Genomic DNA, 17,019 nt, shown 5'->3' with positions numbered 1-17,019 from the left:
GCACCACCCATCACTCGGCCCCGGCCTTGACGCCGGAGGTTTCGGTTTCCGCGGCCGCCCGCGCGGAGCGGGTCAGCAGGGCCCGGACGCCGATCAGCGACATCAGCACGGTGACCACCGCCCAGCCGATCACCGGCACGATCGAGCCGAAGGAGGTCAGCAGCAGCTGCCCGATCATCGGGGTGGTGCCGCCGAGCAGCGTCCCGGCCAGGCCGTAGGACAGCGAGATCGCGGTGTAGCGCACGCGCGCCGGGAACGCGTCGGCCAGCACCCCGGCGAGGATCGAGTAGAACATCACGTGCGGCAGCGTCGCGGCCACCATGCCGACCACCGACCACGCGAAGCTGCCGGTGCTGATCAGCAGGAACATCAGCGGCATCACCGGCAGCTCGGCGACCAGCAGGATGGTCACGACCTTGCGCACCCCGAACCGGCTGGCCAGCACCGCGCCGAAGGGCTGCACGAAGAACTGGGTGATGCTGGCGATGAGCACCACGGTCATGAACGTCTCGCGCTCGAAGCCCAGCTCGTTGGTCGCCCACGACACCGCGAAGGTGTTCTTGAAGTACGCCGCGGAGAACACGATCGCGCAGGCGAACACGCCGAGCGCCACCAGCCCGGTGTGGTGGCGGAAGGTGTCCAGCAGCGGGAACCTCGCGACCTGCCCGGTCTCCTTGAGCCTGGTCAGCTGCGGCGATTCGGCGATGCTCAGCCGGATCACCAGGCCCAGCACCACCAGCACCGCCGAGGCCAGGAACGGGATGCGCCAGCCCCAGCTGTAGAAGTCGTCGTCGGGCAGCTGCGAGACGAGGGTGAAGGCCAGCGCGGAGAGGATCTGGCCGGACGGCGAACCCTGCTGGGCCCAGGACCCGGAGGTGATGCTGCGGCCCTTCGGCGCGTGCTCGGTGGCGATGAGCACCGCGCCGCCCCACTCGCCGCCGACGGCCAGGCCCTGCACCACGCGCAGCAGCACCAGCAGGATCGGCGCGGCGATGCCGATGGTGGCGTAGGTGGGCAGCAGGCCGATGCCGACGGTGGTGAAGCCCATCAGCAGCAGCGTGATGATCAGCGCCTTCTTCCGGCCCACCCGGTCGCCGAGGTGGCCGAAGACGATGCCGCCCAGCGGGCGGGCCAGGAAGCCGACCCAGAACGTCGCGAACGACACCAGCACGCCGATCGCGGGGGTGACCACCGGGAAGAACAGCTTGCCGAACACCAGCGCGGAGGCGGTGCCGTAGATGTAGAAGTCGTACCACTCGATGCTGGTGCCGACGAACGAAGCGATGCCCGCTCTGCGGCCCATCCTCTCCTGCTCGGAAAGACGTCTCATCGCACTGGCTCCGTCCGGACTCCTGCCGCAGCAGGTCGAAAACCGTTGGGGCGCCGGATGATTTGGCCAACGCGTTGAACGCCGCGCCGCGATCCCCGGTGCCTCGAAGCTAGGTCAGCGGATGTGTTCCGTCTAACACCAAAATCGGCTAGGTTTGATTCGGCTGCGCGACACAATGCGCGTTGACCTGGGCAAAGCCGCTCGTGGTCGGGAGGTCGGTGTGGAGCTGCGCCACCTGCAGGCGTTCGTCGCCGTCGCCGAGGAGCTGAACTTCCGGCGCGCCGCGGTCCGGCTGCACATGTCCCAGCCGCCGCTGTCCCAGCAGATCAAGCGCCTGGAGCACGAGATCGGGGTGCCGCTGCTGCGGCGCACCACCCGGCAGGTCGCGCTCACCGCGGCAGGCGAGGCGTTCCTGCGCGAGGCGCGCAAGACGCTGGAATCGGCCGAAGCGGCGCCGAGGCTGGCGCGGCAGGCGGCGGCCGGTGAGATCGGCACGGTGCGGCTCGGGTTCAGCGGGCAGACCTCCTACCAGGTGATGCTGCTGATCGTGCGCAAGTTCCGGGAGCGCTACCCGGACGTGCGCTTCGAGATCCTCAGCCCGCTCTACGGCGGCGAGCTGGTCGACCGGATCCACCAGCAGGAGGTCGACGCCGGGCTGCTGCGGCTGCCGGTGCCGACCGAGGGCCTGCGCGTGCGGGAGCTGGAGCGGCACCCGCTGGCGGTGGCCCTGCCGGAGCACCACCGCCTGGTCGGCCGCGGCGTCGGGATGGCCGACCTGCGCGGCGAGCCGGTGATCAGCTACCCGACCAACCGGGGGTCGGTGGTCAACCAGCTGGTGCAGGCGGCTTGCCTGCGCCACGGCTTCAGCCCGCGCTTCGTGCAGGAGGCACCGGACACCCACACGATCCTGTCGCTGGTGGGGGCCGGCTCCGGGATCGGTCTGGTCCCGGCGACCGCGGGGCACCTGAAGGTGCCGGGCGTGGTGCTGGTGCCGGTGCACGACGCGCCACCGGTTCCGCTGGCGCTGGTGTGGCGCGCGGACGACGCGAACCCGGCGCTGGCCGGTCTGATCGGACTCCTGGACGAGGTCGTCGCCGAGCTCTGACCGCTCGGCCAGGGTGGTGGGCGGGCTGCCGATTTCGCGCGAAATCGCCAAAGCCTGGGCACAGGTGTCGACGATTTCGCGCGAAATCGCGTCAACGCGCTTCGGAACCGCACCCGCTCCCCCAGACGGAGCCCCGACGGTGTCCCTGATCGCCAGCCGGTCTGGTCGCCGCTGGTGTCCGGGCATCGCGGCTTGGCACGTCCGGTCCCGGGGCGTGGTGGGGCCGCTTGCGATTTCGCGCGAAATCGTCACCGCTCAGGCGTGGGTGTCGACGATTTCGCGCGAAATCGCGAACGTCCGGCACCACCGCCGACGGCCGAGATGCGGGCTGGCGGGCGTTGTGGCGGCGCTGGAGTCCGCTCCGAATCGCACCTCGACGATCTGCGTCACAATATCCATTGTGGACCTCGCTGCGAGTTTTACTTGGTGTGAAACGAGAATGGTGGAATGTGGCGCAGTGCACTCCGGTTCGGCGTAACTCCGGTGCGGTGGTCCACGACAAGCACGGTGGACAACCGGTCGACGCCGACCGGTCCGCACATCTGAACAAGGAGGTCTTTGGTGACTGCCGACCGGCCGGAGCGTCGGGCTTGGTGGATCTGGGGCGCGGCGGTGATCGCTTATCTCGCCGCGGTCTTTCACAGGGGGAGCTTGGGGGTCGCCGGAACGCAGGCGCTGGACCGCTTCGACGTCGGTCCGGCCGCGCTGAGCGCGTTCACGGTCCTGCAGGTCGGCATCTACGCCGCCATGCAGATTCCCACCGGATTGCTGGTGGACCGCTTCGGTTCCCGCCGGGTGATCACCGTCGCGGTGGTGCTCATGGGGGCCGGGCAAGTGCTCTTCGCCGTCGCCGACTCGTACTCGGCGGGCCTGGTGGCCCGCGCGGTGCTGGGCCTGGGCGACGCGCTGATGTGGGTGAGCATCCTGCGGCTGGTGGCATCGCACTTCTCCGCCCGCCGGTACGCGCTGGTGGCAACGGTGTCCAGCGCGCTGGGGGCGCTGGGGGGTGTTGCGGCCACGTTCCCGCTGGCGATGGCGTTGCAGAACCTGGGCTGGGCCGCGACGTTCCTGCTGGTGGGCGCGCTCACGCTGGGATACGCGACGGTGACCGGCACGGTCGTGCGCGACGTCGCGCCGGGTGGTGCGCAGCCGCGCCGCGGCGGGGCGGTGTTCCGGCAGGTGCGCGAGGCGTGGTCGGTGCCGGGCACCCGGCTGGCGTTCTGGACGCACTTCAGCACGCTGTTCGCCTCGGGTGCGCTGACGCTGCTGTGGGGCTTCCCGTACCTGGTGAACGGGCTCGGCGTGCCTGCGTCGACGGCGAGCGTGCTGCTCAGCCTGCTGATCATCGGCCAGGTCGTCGGCGGCCCGCTGGTGGGCGCGCTGATCGGCCGCCGCCCGGAGTGGCGGATGTGGATCGTGCTGGGCTACCTGGCGATCAACGCGCTGTCCTGGGTGGTGCTGCTGAGCTGGCCGCAGGGGCGCCCGCCGATCGCGGTGATCGCCACGACGTTCCTGATCTTCGCCTTCGGCGGCCCGGTTTCGTCCGTGGCCATGGTGCTGGCGCGCGACTTCAACCCGATGCACCAGGTCGGCACGGCGACCGGCCTGGCCAACTCCGGTGGTCACTCCGCGACGGCGCTGGGCGTGCTGTTCGTGGGGCTGCTCCTGGACCTGGGGCAGGGCATGCCGGGCGGTTCGGAGTACCGGGTCGCGATGCTGGCGCTGGTGGCGCTGCTGCTGTTCGGCGCGTCCCGCACGGTGGTGTGGTGGCGTCGCGCCCGCGCGGAGGTCTTCGCGGCGGAAGCCCGGGGCGAAGGAGTTCCGGTGCTGCTCACCCGCCACCGCTGGGACCTCGCGACCCCGCGCCGACCCGTCGCCGCCTGATCTGCAGGTGGAAGGGCGCCTTCGAACCGTCGAAGGCGCCCTTCGGCGTGCACCCGCACGGCACACGTATCCTACTTGTGGGAAAAGTGTGACCGCTCGTTGTGGGAGGCGCTGTGGACGCCAAGGATCTGCCGTCCGGGCCCGGCAAGTTCGCCGGGACCGTCAAGGTCGGGGAGAAGGGGCAGATCGTCATCCCCAAGGGGGCGCGGGACCTGTTCGGGATCAGCCCCGGCGACACCCTGCTGCTCCTGGCCGACGCCGAGCAGGGGATCGCGATCGTGCGCCAGGACCTCTTCGACAGCTTCATCGCCCAGGCCATGCCGTCGCGCCCGGGCGCGGAGCGGGCAGCGGACGAGAAGTGAGCGCAGTTCGCCGCTTTTTCGCTATGCGCGGCGGGTTTCCGCTCGTCGGAGGCGGGCCGGTGCGGTTTCCGGGAGGAACAGCAGGCAGACCAGCGACAGCGTCAGCAGGGCGGCCAGGTAGTAGCCGACGTTGAGCGGATCGCCGGTGCCCGCGATGATCCGGTTCGCGATCATGGGCGTGATGCCGCCGCCGAGGACCGCGCCGAGGTGGTAGCCGAGGCCGACGCCGGACTGCCGCTTCTCGCGCGGGAACGCCTCGGCGAAGAAGGTGTACATCGGTCCGAAGAGGACGCCGGTGCCGACGAATCCCAGCACCACGGCGGTGTTCACCGCGAAGACGCTGCCCGCCGAGGCGATCGGGAACATCACCAGCGCGGCGGCCAGGGACAGCACGGCTCCGGTCAGCATGACCGGCTTGCGCCCGATGCGGTCGGACAGCCACGCGGCGGTGATGTTGAGGATCGCGTGGCAGGCCAGACCCAGCAGGGAACCGTTCACGATCGCCTGGCGGGGCAGCCCGAGCCCTTCGGGTGCGCTGGCGGTGGCGTAGGAGAGCATGAACGTCAGCAGCGTGAAAGTCGTCGCGGTGAGCCCGATGTTGACCCCGGCGGTCAGCCCGATGCGGCGCCAGTCGGACTTGATCACGTCCAGGAGCGGCCGCGCGACGCGGGTGTCGTGCGCTTCGTCGGCGACCATCTTCCGGAAGACCGGGCTCTCCGCCACGCCCTTGCGCACCCACAGCCCGAGCAGCAGCACCAGGCCACCGGCCAGGAACGGCAGCCGCCAGCCCCAGTCCCGCACGTCCTCGTCCGGCAGGAACAGGACCATGGCGAAGGCGAAGTTCGCCAGGATCGTCCCGATCGGCGAGCCGAGGGCGACGAACGAGCCGTACACGCCGCGACGGTGCACCGGCGCGTGCTCGATCGCGAGCACCGCGGCCCCGGCGCTCTCGCCACCGCGAGCCACGCCGTGCAGCAGCCTGAGCGTGACGAGCAGCAGCGGCGCGGCGACACCGATGACGGCGTACGCGGGCAGCACGCCCATGCCCAGCGTGGCCAGTCCCATCAGCAGGAATGCGGCCGACAACGCCGTCCGGCGGCCCTTGCGGTCGCCGATCCAGCCGAACACCGCGGCGCCGAGCGGGGCCATCACGAACCCGGCGGCGAAGGTCGACAGGCTGAGGAAGGTGCCGAGCCAGGCGTCACCGGTCTTGAAGAAGACATCACCGAACACCAGCGCCGCGGCGGTGCCGTAGATGGTGAAGTCGTACAGCTCCAGGGAGGTGCCGACACCGGCGGCCACCCCCACCCGCAGCACGCTGGACGACTGCTCTGCCTGCCGGGTCGAAGTCATCGGAAGTCCTCACGCGCGGTCAGTGGTGACCGACACGTTAGGAAGTCGGGTGGACCGCACCCAGTGGTGAATCCCTCACCGGGCTAGGGGAATCCTGTACCGCACCGGGAAAAGCAGCGACCCCGGGGCCGTCTCCCGTCGGTGGTCCGACGGGCCGAACCGGACGCAGTTCGGAGCCCCGGGGTCGGGTAGCTGCCTGGTATTCGCCGACCGCTCACCCGCGCGACCAACGCACGCTGGGCCGGCTGGGCGGTCCTAGCGGACAGCCACCTCACAAGTCCTGTACGTCTTCAACGTCGGACCACCTCCTTTCCTGTGTACCGAGGAGGTTAGGCCCCGGCCCGCAACCCGGGCAACTGATTTTTCCGCGGGCCGGATCAGGCCGAGACGAGCCGGATGCCCGCGACCGCGTCGCTGTCGATGAGGCCGCCCTCGCCGCCGGGCACGGTGGGCAGGTCGCGCGCGGTGATCCCGTCGAGGTAGACCCCGGCCTCCTCACCGGCCTCGGCCGCGGCGGCGGACTTGCGGCGCACGTCGATGCTCTTCACCCGCACGGCGCGCTCGTCTCCGGGGAGGTGCAGGACGGCGTTCTGCCCCTGCTGCACCTGCCCGCTCTCGACCCGGCCGGTGAACACGAGTCCGCGCATCGGCACCGAGAAGACGGTCTCCACGACGAACGCGAACGGCTGCGGTGGCCCGGTCGGCGTTCTGCGCCGCGAGAAGAGTCCCATGACCAGCAGCTTAGGCGTGCTGTCCGGCTCCGATCAGCGCGGTCGCCGCTTCCCGGTGATCGCCGCGCGGCCAGCAGGACGGCCGCACCGGCCAGCGGAACGAGCGCCGCCGCGCACGTGGTTACCCAGGACGTCGCCGTGGCCAGCGGATGCGCGAGCGTGACGAGCCCGACGGCGATGGCGGGAAGCCCGGCGCCCAGGTAGAAGGCCAGGTGCAGCGCGCCGGTGATGGCGCCGCGCTCGCCGGCCGGCGCGACCGCGTCGACGGCTGCCGCCGCACCTCCGTAGGCCAGGCCGTGCCCGGCACCGGCGACGACGGCGGCGAGCAGGGTGACCGGGATCGAACCACCGGCGCTCCCCGCCAGCAGGCCGAGGCTGATCAGCAGTGCGGCGAGCCCGATGAGCTGCGCGTTCCGCGTGCCGAGCCGGGGCACGAGCGGTTGGGCCAGCACCGAGCAGATCAGGACCGCGCCCAGGATCCCGCCGATCACCGCCTGATCGCCCTGCGCGCTCCGGTCGAGGAGGGCCGGGATGACCGCGAGGAACAGCCCGGCCACCGTCCAGGCGAGAAAACCGGTCGCCGCGGCCGAGGTGAACAGCACCCGGATGCCCGGCGGGATCTCCGGCCGGGTCGGTGTCCACCGGCCGGTCCGCGGTGCGCAGCCGGTCAGGTTCGCCACGCGCCGCCATCCGATCCCGAGCAGCGCCAAGTGCAGGAGGAACGGCAGGACCTGCGGTGCAGGTGCGTACTGGGCCAGCACTCCGCCGGCGATCGGCCCCGCTGCCGTGCCCGCCACGAAAGCGGTGCTGGCCAGCACCGCGCCGCTCACCCGCGCAGGCGCCCGCTCGCTGATCAACGCACTGGCCGCCCCGGTCGCCGCGCCCAGCGCGAGTCCTTGCGCGGCTCGCGCGACCAGCAGCCACTCCAGGCTGGAGGCGAAGACGAAGCAGGCCGACCCGAGCGCGGCCAGCGCGATGCTGACCCGCAGCACCGACCGCGGCCCCACGGCGTCCGACGCTGATCCGAACAGCAGCAGCGCAGGCGCGCTGACCAGCGCGAACGTCGCGTAGATCAGCGTCATGGCGAGATCGCTGATCGCGAAGGAACCCTGGTAGGCCGGGTACAGCGGACTGGGCAGGTAGGCCCCGGCCGTGAGCACGACCAGCACGAACAGGCCGGTGCGCAGCTCACGCGCGCGATCGGCGAGCGGCAGGGGAGCGGGGGAGTTCGCGAGCGTCACGCCTCCCAGGTTGGCCGCTCCGACTCGGAAAGAAAATCAAACGATCTTCGACAGAACCGTGCAAAATGGTTGAATGATCGACCCGAGGCTCAAGGTGCTCCAGCTGGTGGCCCACCACGGCACGGTCACCGCCGCTGCCGCGGCGCTGCACTACACCCCGTCCGCGGTCTCCTACCAGCTCCGGCAGCTGGCCGAGGAGCTCGACGTCGAGCTGGTGGCTCAGCGCGGTCGCGGCATCCAGCTGACCGCGGCGGCCCGGGCTCTGCTGCGGCACGTGGAGGCCTTGCAGGCCCAGGCCGAACGCGCCTGTGCCGAGCTCGCGTCGCTCTCCGAGGAACCCAGCGGCTCGTTCACGCTGTGCGGTTTCTCCACGGCCGCGACGAACCTGCTGCCGCCCGCCGCCGCGGCGCTGCGCGAGCGCCACCCGGGCCTGCGGGTGCGGGTGATCGAAGCCGAACCGGCCCGGTGCTTCGACCTGCTGCTGGCGGGCGAGGCGGACCTCGCGCTGGTGATCAACTCGGCGGACACGCCGTCCACCGCCGACGAGCGCTTCGACCAGCAGCCGCTGCTGGACGACCCGCTGGACCTGGTGGTGCCCGCGCGGCACCGCTTGACGGAACTCCGCGCGGTCACCCTCGCCGACGCCGCCGACGAGCCGTGGATCGTGGCGCTGCCCGGCGGCGCCTACCACGATCTCGTCCGAACTGCCTGCATGGCAGCGGGTTTCACGCCGAACATCGCCCACTACGCCAACGAGTGGGACACCGGTGCGGCCCTGGTGGCCCACGGCTTCGGCATCATCCTGGTGCCCCGCCTCGCCCGCCTGCACGACGACTGGCCGGTCGTCCGCCTGCCCCTGCACGGAGAACCGGTCCCGGCCCGCCGGATCACGGCGGCGACCCGCCTCGGCCGACGAGACCACCCGGCGGTGGCAGCGTCCCTCGACGCGATCAGCGCCACGGCAGCAACGCTGCTCCCGCCATCACGCCTGCGGTGATCGCACCTGATCCGAAGTGGATGGTCGCTCACCCCGACGTCCGCGCCGTGACCAGCCAACCGCGAGCGGGAAGTCGCACGACGCCTCCTCTCTCGCAGTCGAGGAGCACCTGGATGACCGCCTGCCGCGCGTCGTCGACGGCGCGCGGGGCCGCGTTGCGGGTCATCGAGCTCAGCTGCCCGGCGAGCAGGAAGTCCGCGGCCTCAGCGGCGTTCGCGCCGACGACGCTCGGGACCTCGATCCCGGTGACGGCCGTCCGGTCGAAGCCGGCGGCGGTGAGCACGGCGCGGACGTGCTCGGGATCGGCGAAGTCCACCACACCGGGCGCGTGATCCTGCATCTCCGGCATCGGGAGGTGCGCTGCCAGCGCGGCGAAGAGAGCCTGAACCTCCTCGGCGGGGTCCCGGTGGCAGACGAAGGCCAACCGGCCTCCGGTGCGCAGCGCGCGGCCGATGTTGGTGAACGCCGCGGCGGGATCGGCGAAGAACATCACGCCCGCCTGGCTGATCACCACGTCGAAGTCCCGCTGCGGGAACGGGTGGACCTGGGCGTCGGCCTGTTCGAAGTGCACGTTGCCGATGCCCTCGGCGGCCGCGCTGCGACGTGCGCGGTCGAGCATCGGTGCGGAGAGGTCGACGCCGACGGCCCGTCCGCGATGCGCTCGCAGCGCGGCGACCCGGGTCGTCAGCCCGGTGCCGCAACCGATGTCGAGCACGCGGTCGTCTTCGACGATCGCCGCCGCGTCGAGGAGGCGTCCGGCGAAACCGCCCGCCATCGCGTCGTAGCGCTGGTGGTGATCGGCCCAGTGGTGGCCGTCCTGGCCGTTCCAGGTCCGGTACTGCTCGTGGTTGGCGATGTGCTCCAGCAAGGTGTTCTCCGTTTCCGCTCGGGGTGGCCGAGAGTGCCGGGACGCTCTGCCACCGGCCTCGCACGCCGCTGTCACGGCGGTGGCACAGTGGTGGGATGTGGATCGGTGTCCTGGGGCCGCTGCAGGTGATTTCCGGCGGTGAACCGGTCGAGATCGGTGGTCTGCGGCTGCGCGCGCTGCTGGCCCGGCTCGCCGTGGACGCCGGGCGCGCGGTCCCGGTGGAGGCCCTGACGGAGGCGGTGTGGCCCGAGAGCACGCCGGAGAACCCGGCGCACGCACTGCAATCGCTGGTCGCGCGGCTGCGGCGGGCGTTGCCGGACCGGTCCGCGCTGCGGTCGGTCGCGATGGGCTACCTGCTCGAACTCGGGCCCGCGCAGGTCGACCTGCTGCGGTTCGAAGAACTGGTCGCGGAAGGCCGCCGCGCGCTGCGCGATCGCCGGCCTGCTGCTGAGACCTTGCGCGCGGCGCTGGAGCTGTGGCGGGGCGATCCCTTCTCGGACGTGCCCGCGGCGCCTTACGCCGCAGCGGAAACCATGCGGCTCGGTGAGTTGCGGCTCAGCGCCGTGGAAGACCGGATCGACGCGGAGCTGATGTCCGGAGCGCACCGGCCGGAAGCGGTGGCCGAACTGGAAGTGCTCATCGCCGCCCACCCGCTGCGGGAGCGGCTGCGCGTTCTGCTGCTCACCGCGCTGGACCGGCAGGGCAGGCAGGCGGAGGCGCTCGCGGCTTACGAGGCCTACCGCGCGCTGCTGGCCGACGAGCTCGGCAGCGATCCCGGACCGGAGCTGCGGGAACTGCACCTGGGCCTGCTGCGCGGCGAACTCCCGCGCTCCGCCCTCCCCGCGGAGCTGACCAGCTTCGTCGGCCGCGCCGAGGAGTGCTCCGCCGTGGAAGAGCACCTCCGGCAGGACCGGCTGGTGACGCTGGTCGGACCCGGTGGCGTGGGCAAGACCCGGCTCGCCACGGCGGTGGCGGCCCGGTCGACCGGCACCGTGTGGCTGGCCGAACTGGACCAGGCGGCCGACCCGGCGGACGTGCCGCACGCCATCGCCGCGGCCATCGGCGTGCGAGGAGCGGGCGACATCGTCTCGCGGCTGGTCGAAGCGGTGGCCGCCGCGGAATCGGTGCTGGTGCTGGACAACTGCGAGCACGTCATCGATTCCGCCGCGGCGGTGGCGCACGAGCTGCTCCGCCGCTGCCCGCGGTTGCGGGTGCTGGCCACCAGCCGCGAACCGCTGGGCATCACCGGTGAAGTGCGCTTCCCGGTCCATCCGCTCGACCAGGACGCAGCCGTCCGCCTGTTCACCGATCGGGCGCGCGCGGCGAACCCCGGCTTCGCCGCCACCGACGAGGTGGCCGAGATCTGCCTGCGGCTCGACGGGCTGCCGCTGGCGATCGAGCTCGCCGCCGCCCGCCTGCGGACGATGTCCTTCGCCCACCTGGTCGCCCGGCTGGCGGACCGGTTCAGGCTGCTGACCGGCGGCAGCCGCACCGCGATGCCCAGGCACCGCACCCTGCGCGCCGTCGTGGCCTGGAGCTGGGAGCTGCTCACCGACGTCGAACGCGAGGCGCTGGAACGACTTTCGGTGTTCTCGGGCGGTTTCGGGGCGGACGGGGCCGAGCGGGCGGGGATCGCGGGGGAGACGGTCGACTCGCTCGTGGACAAGTCGTTGCTGCAGCTGTCCGGCGAGCGCTACCGCATGCTCGACACGATCCGGGCTTACGGCGTCGAGCGGCTGCGGGAGACCGATCGCCTGGATCGCGCGCGAGAACGGCACGCCGAGTGCTTCCTGGCCTTGGCCGAACTAGCCGAGCCGCAGCTGCGCGGATCCGGTCAGGTGCGCTGGGTGGAGCGGCTGGCAGGCGACCGCGACAACCTCACCGCGGCGCTGCGCTTCGCCTCCGACAGCGGTGCTTCCGACACCGCAGCCCGGCTCGGTGCGGTGCTCGGGCACTTCTGGCTCGTCCACGGTGATCACGCCGAAGCCGTGCAGCGGTTGGGCGCGCTGCTGCGCACCGGTTCCGGCGATGCTCGGACGACCACCTGGTACCTGCTCAACGCCATGTTCACCGGACAGCTCGCCGAGGCCAGAGCCGACGTCGAAGGCTCGCGGCAAGCTGACGAGCCGCTGGTCGACGCGCTGATCGCGCTGGCCGACGGCGACATCGCCGCGGGCTTGGCGGCGACCGAACCGCACTTGGCCCGAGCCGATCCGTGGACCCGCGCGATGTTGTGGCTCGCACGGGCTTTCCTGCACGGCTTCACCAGCGACATGCCCAACGGGATCCAGGACTTGGTCTCGGCAGCGGCGGATTTCGAGGCGTCGGGCGATGTCTGGGGACAGGCCCTGGTGCTGATGTCGCTGGCCTCCGCCCACACCGCGGCAGGCTCGGTGGAGGACGCCATCGCCGCCCTGGACACCTCGCGCGCGCTGGCCCGGGAACTCGGCGACGACGGCCAACGGGTCTGGCTGGCGGGAATCCGGATCAGCGCGGGCGAGGCCGCCACGGCCCGAGCGGAACTGCTGGAGATCATCGCCGAAGCGCGATCAGCGCACCACGTCGCGCTCGCCCGCCTGGCGCTGGCCGATCTCGCGCGCCAGTCCGGCGACCTGGAGCAGGCCGCGGACCTGCTCCGGCTCGCCGAGGAGCAGGCCACGCCGGAGAGCCGGCCGTTCCAGATCCTGCACCTGAGCGGAACGGGATTCCTCGCCACCGCCCGAGGCGATCACGACCTGGCCGAGAGCAGGCTGGACGCGGCGCTGTCGATGGCCGCCGCGATGCCCGACCCGCCCATGGTGGCCAAGGTGGGCGTGGGCAAGGCGGACCTGCTGCTGCGCCAGGGTGAACCGCACCGGGCCGCAGCGCTCCTCGGCGCCGCGTGCGTCGTGCGCGGTGGCCCCGACGCGCACGACCCGGACGTCGCACGGCTGACCCGCGACCTCCAGGAGGTCCTGGGGCCGCGGGACCACCGGACCGCCTACGACCAGGGCCGCGAACTGGCCACCGCCGACGCGCTGGAGCTGCTCCAGCGGTGGTGACTCAGCCCAGCTTCGCGGCGAACTGGTCGCGGCACCCCGCGCAGCAGAAGGCGTGCACCCGACCGTCGACCTCCAATGTGATCGCGCCATCGTCCAGCGGCACGATCACTCCGCACAGCGGATCCTCGACGGCCTTGCCCGCGGCCAGATCCGCCCGGTAGGGCTCGCTCATCATCTCGACGATCCGCGCCGATCTCGTCACCTCCCCGAACAGCCCGATCCCGCCCTCGGGAACGCCGAGCACGTGCACCTGAACGACCGGCTCCTGATAGGGCCGCGCATCACCGGTGACGGTCGCCAGCGCCTTCGTCGCCCAGGAGATGATGAACTCGCTCATCTCCTTGCGCCACGGCCCCGGCACGTGCACCCGGACCACGTACTGCGCGGGCCCGCCCGGTTCGAGCACCCGGCCGCCCGCGACCCACAACTCCGGTTCGTGCACCACCACGTGGAACAACGACCCGAACACCCCGGTGATCCCGGCGTGCCGCTCCGCGTCGGGAACGAACTCGTCCGGAGAGCCCAGCGTCTCGGCCACCTGCCGCCGCTGATCGGCGCTGAGCGCGCCCTTGGGGGCGAACAGCTCGACGAACATCATCCGACTACCTCCTTGATCCGGAGCCGCCGAGCTTGCACCGCTTCGCTGCCAGATCGCTCCCACGCCGCTGTCAGATCAGTTCTCGTCGGCGGGAGCGATGACGGAGAGGAGCTGCAACTTCTCGTAGCTCTCGCTGCCGGGGGCGGCGGTGTAGACGAGGAGCACGTGCGACTGGTCGGGGTCGAGGAGCGTCTGGCAGTGCAGTTCCAGAGCACCGACTTCCGGGTGCGCGTAGCGCTTGATGCCGTTGTGGCCGATGCCGATCTCGTGTTCGTTCCAGACGGTGCGGAACTCCTCGCTCTGGGCGAGCAGGAGTTCCATGAGGTGCGCGGCCCGCGATCCGGGTCCGCGGAGCGTGACCAGCTCGCGCAGCCCGGCGGCGAAGACGCGGGAGTGCAGCGCGTGGTCGCCGGGGTGGTACCGGGCCCGGGTGGCCGGGTCGGTGAACCACCGGTAGCCGATGCTGCGGGCCGGGCCGGTGTAGCGGGTGGTGTCGCCGGTGAGCGCGACGCCGAGCGGGGTCTGCCGGAGCGTCTCGCCGAGCTCGGTGACGATCTCGGCGGGGGTGTCGGCGAGCCGGTCGAAGATGCGGAGCAGACCGGGGCCGATGTGCTCGCTGGTCGCGTCCCTCGCGGGCGGGTTGTGCCCGGCGAGGCGGAACAGGTGGTCGCGTTCGTCGAGGGACAGGTGCAGGCCCTGCGCGATCGAGGCGATCATCTGCTCGGACGGGTGCGGCCCGCGCTCCCGTTCCAGCCGGCTGTAGTAGTCGGCGGAGATGTGGCAGAGCGCGGCGACTTCCTCGCGGCGCAGCCCGGTGGTCCTGCGCCGTTGCCCGCGCGGGAGGCCGACGTCCTCGGGCTGGAGCGACTCCCGGCGGTGCCGCAGGAACGCGGCGAGCCCGGCTCGATCGATCACGGCTGCTTCCTCCCCGGTACCGGAGCCGTTCATCCTGCCACCGGCGCCGGACGGCTGCCTCGGATCGTCGATCCCCCCTTCGCGGCCAGCCTGGGATCGGGAGGCCGTGGATGTCCCCGCGGAACGGGCGCAGCCTGGGGTCACCTTCCAGCGCAACCAGGAGCAGCACATGGCACGCACCCGACCGGACATCACCGTCGCCGACCTCTCCGGGAAGCTCGCCGTCATCACCGGCGCCAGCGACGGGGTCGGTCTGGGCCTGGCGACTCGCCTGGCCGCCGCCGGTGCCGAGGTCGTCATGCCCGTCCGCAACCGCCGCAAGGGCGAAGCGGCGATCGCGAGGATCGAGCAGCAGCACCCGGGAGCGGCGGTGTCCCTGCGCGACCTCGACCTCTCGTCGCTGGCTTCGGTCGCCGCGCTGGGCACCGCGCTGCGCGAGGAGAACCGTCCGATCCACATCCTCATCAACAACGCCGGCGTGATGACCCCGCCGGACCGGCAGACCACCGCCGACGGGTTCGAGCTGCAACTCGGCAGCAACCACCTGGGCCACTTCGCCCTCGTCGCCCACCTGCTGCCCCTGCTGCGCGCGGGCCGCGCACGCGTGACCTCGCAGATCAGCGTCGCCGCCAACCGGCACGCCATCAACTGGGACGACCTGAACTGGGAGCGCTCCTACCAGGGCCAACACGCCTACAGCCAGTCCAAGATCGCGTTCGGCCTGTTCGGCCTGGAACTGGACCGGCGCAGCCGGGCCGCGGGCTGGGGCATCACCAGCAACCTCGCCCACCCCGGCGTCGCCCCCACCAGCCTCCTGTCCGCACGCCCCGAGCTCGGCCGGGCACGAGACACCGCCGGCGTGCGACTCATCCGCGCTCTCGCCGCTCGCGGCATCCTCTTCGGAACGGTCGAGACCGCGCTGCTCCCGGCCCTGTTCGCCGCGACCTCGCCGAATGCGCGCGGCGAGCGCCTGTACGGCCCCAGCGGCCTCGGACACCTCTCCGGCGCACCCGCCGAACAGGCCCTCTACTCCCGCCTCCGCAGCGAGCCCGACGCCGAACGAATCTGGCAGCTCTCCGAGACCCTCACCCGCACCTCGTTCCCGACGGATCGGGCACCTCGCGGTCAGTCCTCGTCGACCGGGTCGGGGAGGGTCCAGCGGTCGGGGCGGGGGCGGATGCAGGCGTAGTAGTAGGCGTAGCCGATGGCCAGGATGACGAGGGTGATCGCCACCGGGATCCAGTCGCTGCGCAGGTTCTCGTAGATGACCACCGCCATCGCCGCCAGGGCCAGCAGCGGGGGCAGCGGCCAGGCGGGCATGCGGTAGACCGCGCGCTGGGTGCGGCCGCGCAGGCGGCCGAGAAGGGCCGCCAGGCCGACCATCACGTAGGTGATCACCAGGCTGGCCCCGGAGCCGAGCAGCAGCACCTCGAACGGCAGCAGCGCGTAGGCCAGCGCACCGAGCGTCGCCACCGTCAGGGTCGCCACCACGGGGGTGCGCAGGCGCGGGTGGATCCAGGCCAGCGGGCGGTTGATCGCGTCGGGCCAGGATCGGTCGCGGGCCGCGGAGTAGAGGCTGCGGCCGAGCTGGAGCATGATCGCGATGACCGCGTTGATCACCGCGATCGCGATGCCCAGGCTGACGATCGTGTTCAGCGCCGTTCCGCCGCGGGCCAGCAGGAAGTAGTTCATCGGCGATTCGGCGGCGACCAGGCCCGGCATGCTCGGCGTGCCCAGCAGCACCGCGACCAGCGGGACGAGCTCGGCGAGCACGGTGATGGCCAGCGACCAGAGGATCGCCCGCCCGATCGTCCTGGTGGCCTGGCGGGTCTCCTCGGCGTAGTAGACGGCGGTGCCGTAGCCGTTGTAGGCGAAGATCGCGATCGCGGTGTAGGAGACCACCAGTCCGGCCGAGGCCGCGGTCAGGGTGCCGCCGGGGCCGGCGGTCTGCGCGGTCCACAGCATGGAGACCGGTTGGGTGACGTTGACGAAGCCGAGCACGGCGAGCACGGCCAACGCGAGCAGTTCGAGCACCAGGAAGACGCCGGTCACCCAGGCGTTGGTGCGGATGCCCAGCACCGCGATCAGGCCGGTGGCGATGATGACCACCACGCCCACCCAGTGCCCGTCCAGTGCGGACCAGACGACGCCGAGGTACTTGCCGGTGCCGCCCGCGATCACGCCCAGGATCAGGATTCCCGCCACGATGGTCAGCAGGTACAGGGCGAAGCCGGTGGCCTTGCCGACGGTCCGCGCGACGAACGCGTACTCGCCGCCGGTGATGGGGAAGGCGCTGGACAGCTCGGCGTAGCACAGCGCCACCACGACGCCGACCACCGCGGCGATGGCGAAGGCGACCGCCGAAGCGCCCGCGACGCCCTGGATCACCGACGGCACGATGATGAACACGCTCGACGCCGGTGTCACCGCGGAGAGCGTGATCAGGATGTTCTCTCGAAAGCTCAGCGACCGGGAGAGGTCTTGGCGGTAGCTGGTGTCGGCTTGCGGCGTGACTTCTCCGGTCATCGGGCACCTCGACCTTCGCGACCATTGTTTGGCGCAAGAGTCAAAGAACGAACGCGTCATGTCAAGGG

General features: G+C 71.6%; 15 protein-coding genes. 6 read left to right on the top strand and 9 right to left on the bottom strand.

Annotation, left to right across the window (positions count from 1 at the left end; translation table 11 throughout):
- Positions 1-10: 10 nt before the first annotated feature.
- On the bottom strand, positions 11-1,330 hold the full coding sequence (locus OU416_RS07905; protein ID WP_270926186.1) for an MFS transporter: 1,320 nt from the start codon (positions 1,328-1,330) through the stop codon (positions 11-13).
- A 220-nt stretch (positions 1,331-1,550) separates the two neighbouring features.
- On the opposite strand from OU416_RS07905, the gene OU416_RS07900 reads away from it, so the two are divergent.
- Positions 1,551-2,435, top strand: a complete 885-nt coding sequence (locus OU416_RS07900) for a LysR substrate-binding domain-containing protein (RefSeq protein WP_270926185.1) — start codon at positions 1,551-1,553, stop codon at positions 2,433-2,435.
- Between the two features lie 255 nt (positions 2,436-2,690).
- On the opposite strand, the gene OU416_RS07895 is transcribed toward OU416_RS07900, so the two are convergent.
- Positions 2,691-2,825, bottom strand: coding sequence for a hypothetical protein (locus OU416_RS07895; protein ID WP_270926184.1), 135 nt, complete (start codon positions 2,823-2,825; stop codon positions 2,691-2,693).
- Positions 2,826-2,996: 171 nt separating this feature from the next.
- Here OU416_RS07895 and OU416_RS07890 point away from each other — a divergent pair, with 171 nt between their 5' ends.
- Both OU416_RS07890 and OU416_RS07885 read left to right on the top strand, forming a co-directional pair.
- Positions 2,997-4,319: an MFS transporter gene (locus OU416_RS07890; protein ID WP_270926183.1), complete on the top strand. Its 1,323-nt coding sequence runs from the start codon at positions 2,997-2,999 to the stop codon at positions 4,317-4,319.
- 113 nt (positions 4,320-4,432) lie between these two features.
- Positions 4,433-4,681, top strand: coding sequence for an AbrB/MazE/SpoVT family DNA-binding domain-containing protein (locus OU416_RS07885; protein WP_270926182.1), 249 nt, complete (start codon positions 4,433-4,435; stop codon positions 4,679-4,681).
- 21 nt (positions 4,682-4,702) lie between these two features.
- On the opposite strand, the gene OU416_RS07880 is transcribed toward OU416_RS07885, so the two are convergent.
- The 3 genes from OU416_RS07880 to OU416_RS07870 form a co-directional block, all read right to left on the bottom strand.
- Positions 4,703-6,034 carry an MFS transporter gene (locus OU416_RS07880; protein WP_270926181.1) on the bottom strand — a complete coding sequence of 444 codons (1,332 nt, stop codon included), beginning with the start codon at positions 6,032-6,034 and terminating at the stop codon, positions 4,703-4,705.
- Between the two features lie 377 nt (positions 6,035-6,411).
- Positions 6,412-6,588, bottom strand: coding sequence for a hypothetical protein (locus tag OU416_RS07875; protein ID WP_270926180.1), 177 nt, complete (start codon positions 6,586-6,588; stop codon positions 6,412-6,414).
- Positions 6,579-8,006 (bottom strand): MFS transporter, encoded by a 1,428-nt coding sequence (locus OU416_RS07870; protein ID WP_270926179.1) that lies wholly within the window; start codon positions 8,004-8,006, stop codon positions 6,579-6,581. The genes OU416_RS07875 and OU416_RS07870 overlap by 10 nt, the downstream gene beginning before the upstream one ends.
- Positions 8,007-8,079: 73 nt before the next feature.
- On the opposite strand from OU416_RS07870, the gene OU416_RS07865 reads away from it, so the two are divergent.
- Complete coding sequence (locus OU416_RS07865) at positions 8,080-9,003, top strand: LysR substrate-binding domain-containing protein (RefSeq protein WP_270926178.1); 924 nt, start codon at positions 8,080-8,082, stop codon at positions 9,001-9,003.
- Positions 9,004-9,031: 28 nt separating this feature from the next.
- Here OU416_RS07865 and OU416_RS07860 read toward each other — a convergent pair whose 3' ends face one another.
- A complete protein-coding gene (locus OU416_RS07860; RefSeq protein ID WP_270926177.1) occupies positions 9,032-9,871 on the bottom strand; it encodes a class I SAM-dependent methyltransferase in 840 nt (279 codons plus the stop codon).
- A 95-nt stretch (positions 9,872-9,966) separates the two neighbouring features.
- Between OU416_RS07860 and OU416_RS07855 the strand changes: the two genes are divergently transcribed.
- Positions 9,967-12,912, top strand: a complete 2,946-nt coding sequence (locus tag OU416_RS07855; protein WP_270926176.1) for a BTAD domain-containing putative transcriptional regulator — start codon at positions 9,967-9,969, stop codon at positions 12,910-12,912.
- A gap of 1 nt (position 12,913) precedes the next feature.
- On the opposite strand, the gene OU416_RS07850 is transcribed toward OU416_RS07855, so the two are convergent.
- Positions 12,914-13,510 carry a hypothetical protein gene (locus OU416_RS07850; protein ID WP_270926175.1) on the bottom strand — a complete coding sequence of 199 codons (597 nt, stop codon included), beginning with the start codon at positions 13,508-13,510 and terminating at the stop codon, positions 12,914-12,916.
- Positions 13,511-13,585: 75 nt separating this feature from the next.
- Positions 13,586-14,425: a helix-turn-helix transcriptional regulator gene (locus OU416_RS07845; RefSeq protein WP_270926174.1), complete on the bottom strand. Its 840-nt coding sequence runs from the start codon at positions 14,423-14,425 to the stop codon at positions 13,586-13,588.
- A gap of 169 nt (positions 14,426-14,594) precedes the next feature.
- On the opposite strand from OU416_RS07845, the gene OU416_RS07840 reads away from it, so the two are divergent.
- Complete coding sequence (locus tag OU416_RS07840; protein ID WP_270926173.1) at positions 14,595-15,614, top strand: SDR family oxidoreductase; 1,020 nt, start codon at positions 14,595-14,597, stop codon at positions 15,612-15,614.
- On the opposite strand, the gene OU416_RS07835 is transcribed toward OU416_RS07840, so the two are convergent.
- Positions 15,551-16,951, bottom strand: a complete 1,401-nt coding sequence (locus tag OU416_RS07835; RefSeq protein WP_270926172.1) for an APC family permease — start codon at positions 16,949-16,951, stop codon at positions 15,551-15,553. The two genes, OU416_RS07840 and OU416_RS07835, sit on opposite strands and share 64 nt — an antisense overlap.
- Between the last annotated feature and the right edge of the window lie 68 nt (positions 16,952-17,019).

Origin of the sequence: Saccharopolyspora indica (assembly GCF_027853965.1) — a bacterium.
Lineage (GTDB): Bacteria > Actinomycetota > Actinomycetes > Mycobacteriales > Pseudonocardiaceae > Saccharopolyspora > Saccharopolyspora indica.
This window is presented reverse-complemented; position numbering and strand designations above follow the sequence as displayed.

Coding starts and splice junctions, on each gene's coding strand:
- OU416_RS07880 (WP_270926181.1), bottom strand. CDS start 6,034: ATGACTTCGACCCGGCAGGCAGAGCAGTCGTCCAGCGTGCTGCGGGTG.
- OU416_RS07850 (WP_270926175.1), bottom strand. CDS start 13,510: ATGATGTTCGTCGAGCTGTTCGCCCCCAAGGGCGCGCTCAGCGCCGAT.
- OU416_RS07855 (WP_270926176.1), top strand. CDS start 9,967: ATGTGGATCGGTGTCCTGGGGCCGCTGCAGGTGATTTCCGGCGGTGAA.
- OU416_RS07835 (WP_270926172.1), bottom strand. CDS start 16,951: ATGACCGGAGAAGTCACGCCGCAAGCCGACACCAGCTACCGCCAAGAC.
- OU416_RS07905 (WP_270926186.1), bottom strand. CDS start 1,330: ATGAGACGTCTTTCCGAGCAGGAGAGGATGGGCCGCAGAGCGGGCATC.
- OU416_RS07865 (WP_270926178.1), top strand. CDS start 8,080: ATGATCGACCCGAGGCTCAAGGTGCTCCAGCTGGTGGCCCACCACGGC.
- OU416_RS07840 (WP_270926173.1), top strand. CDS start 14,595: ATGGCACGCACCCGACCGGACATCACCGTCGCCGACCTCTCCGGGAAG.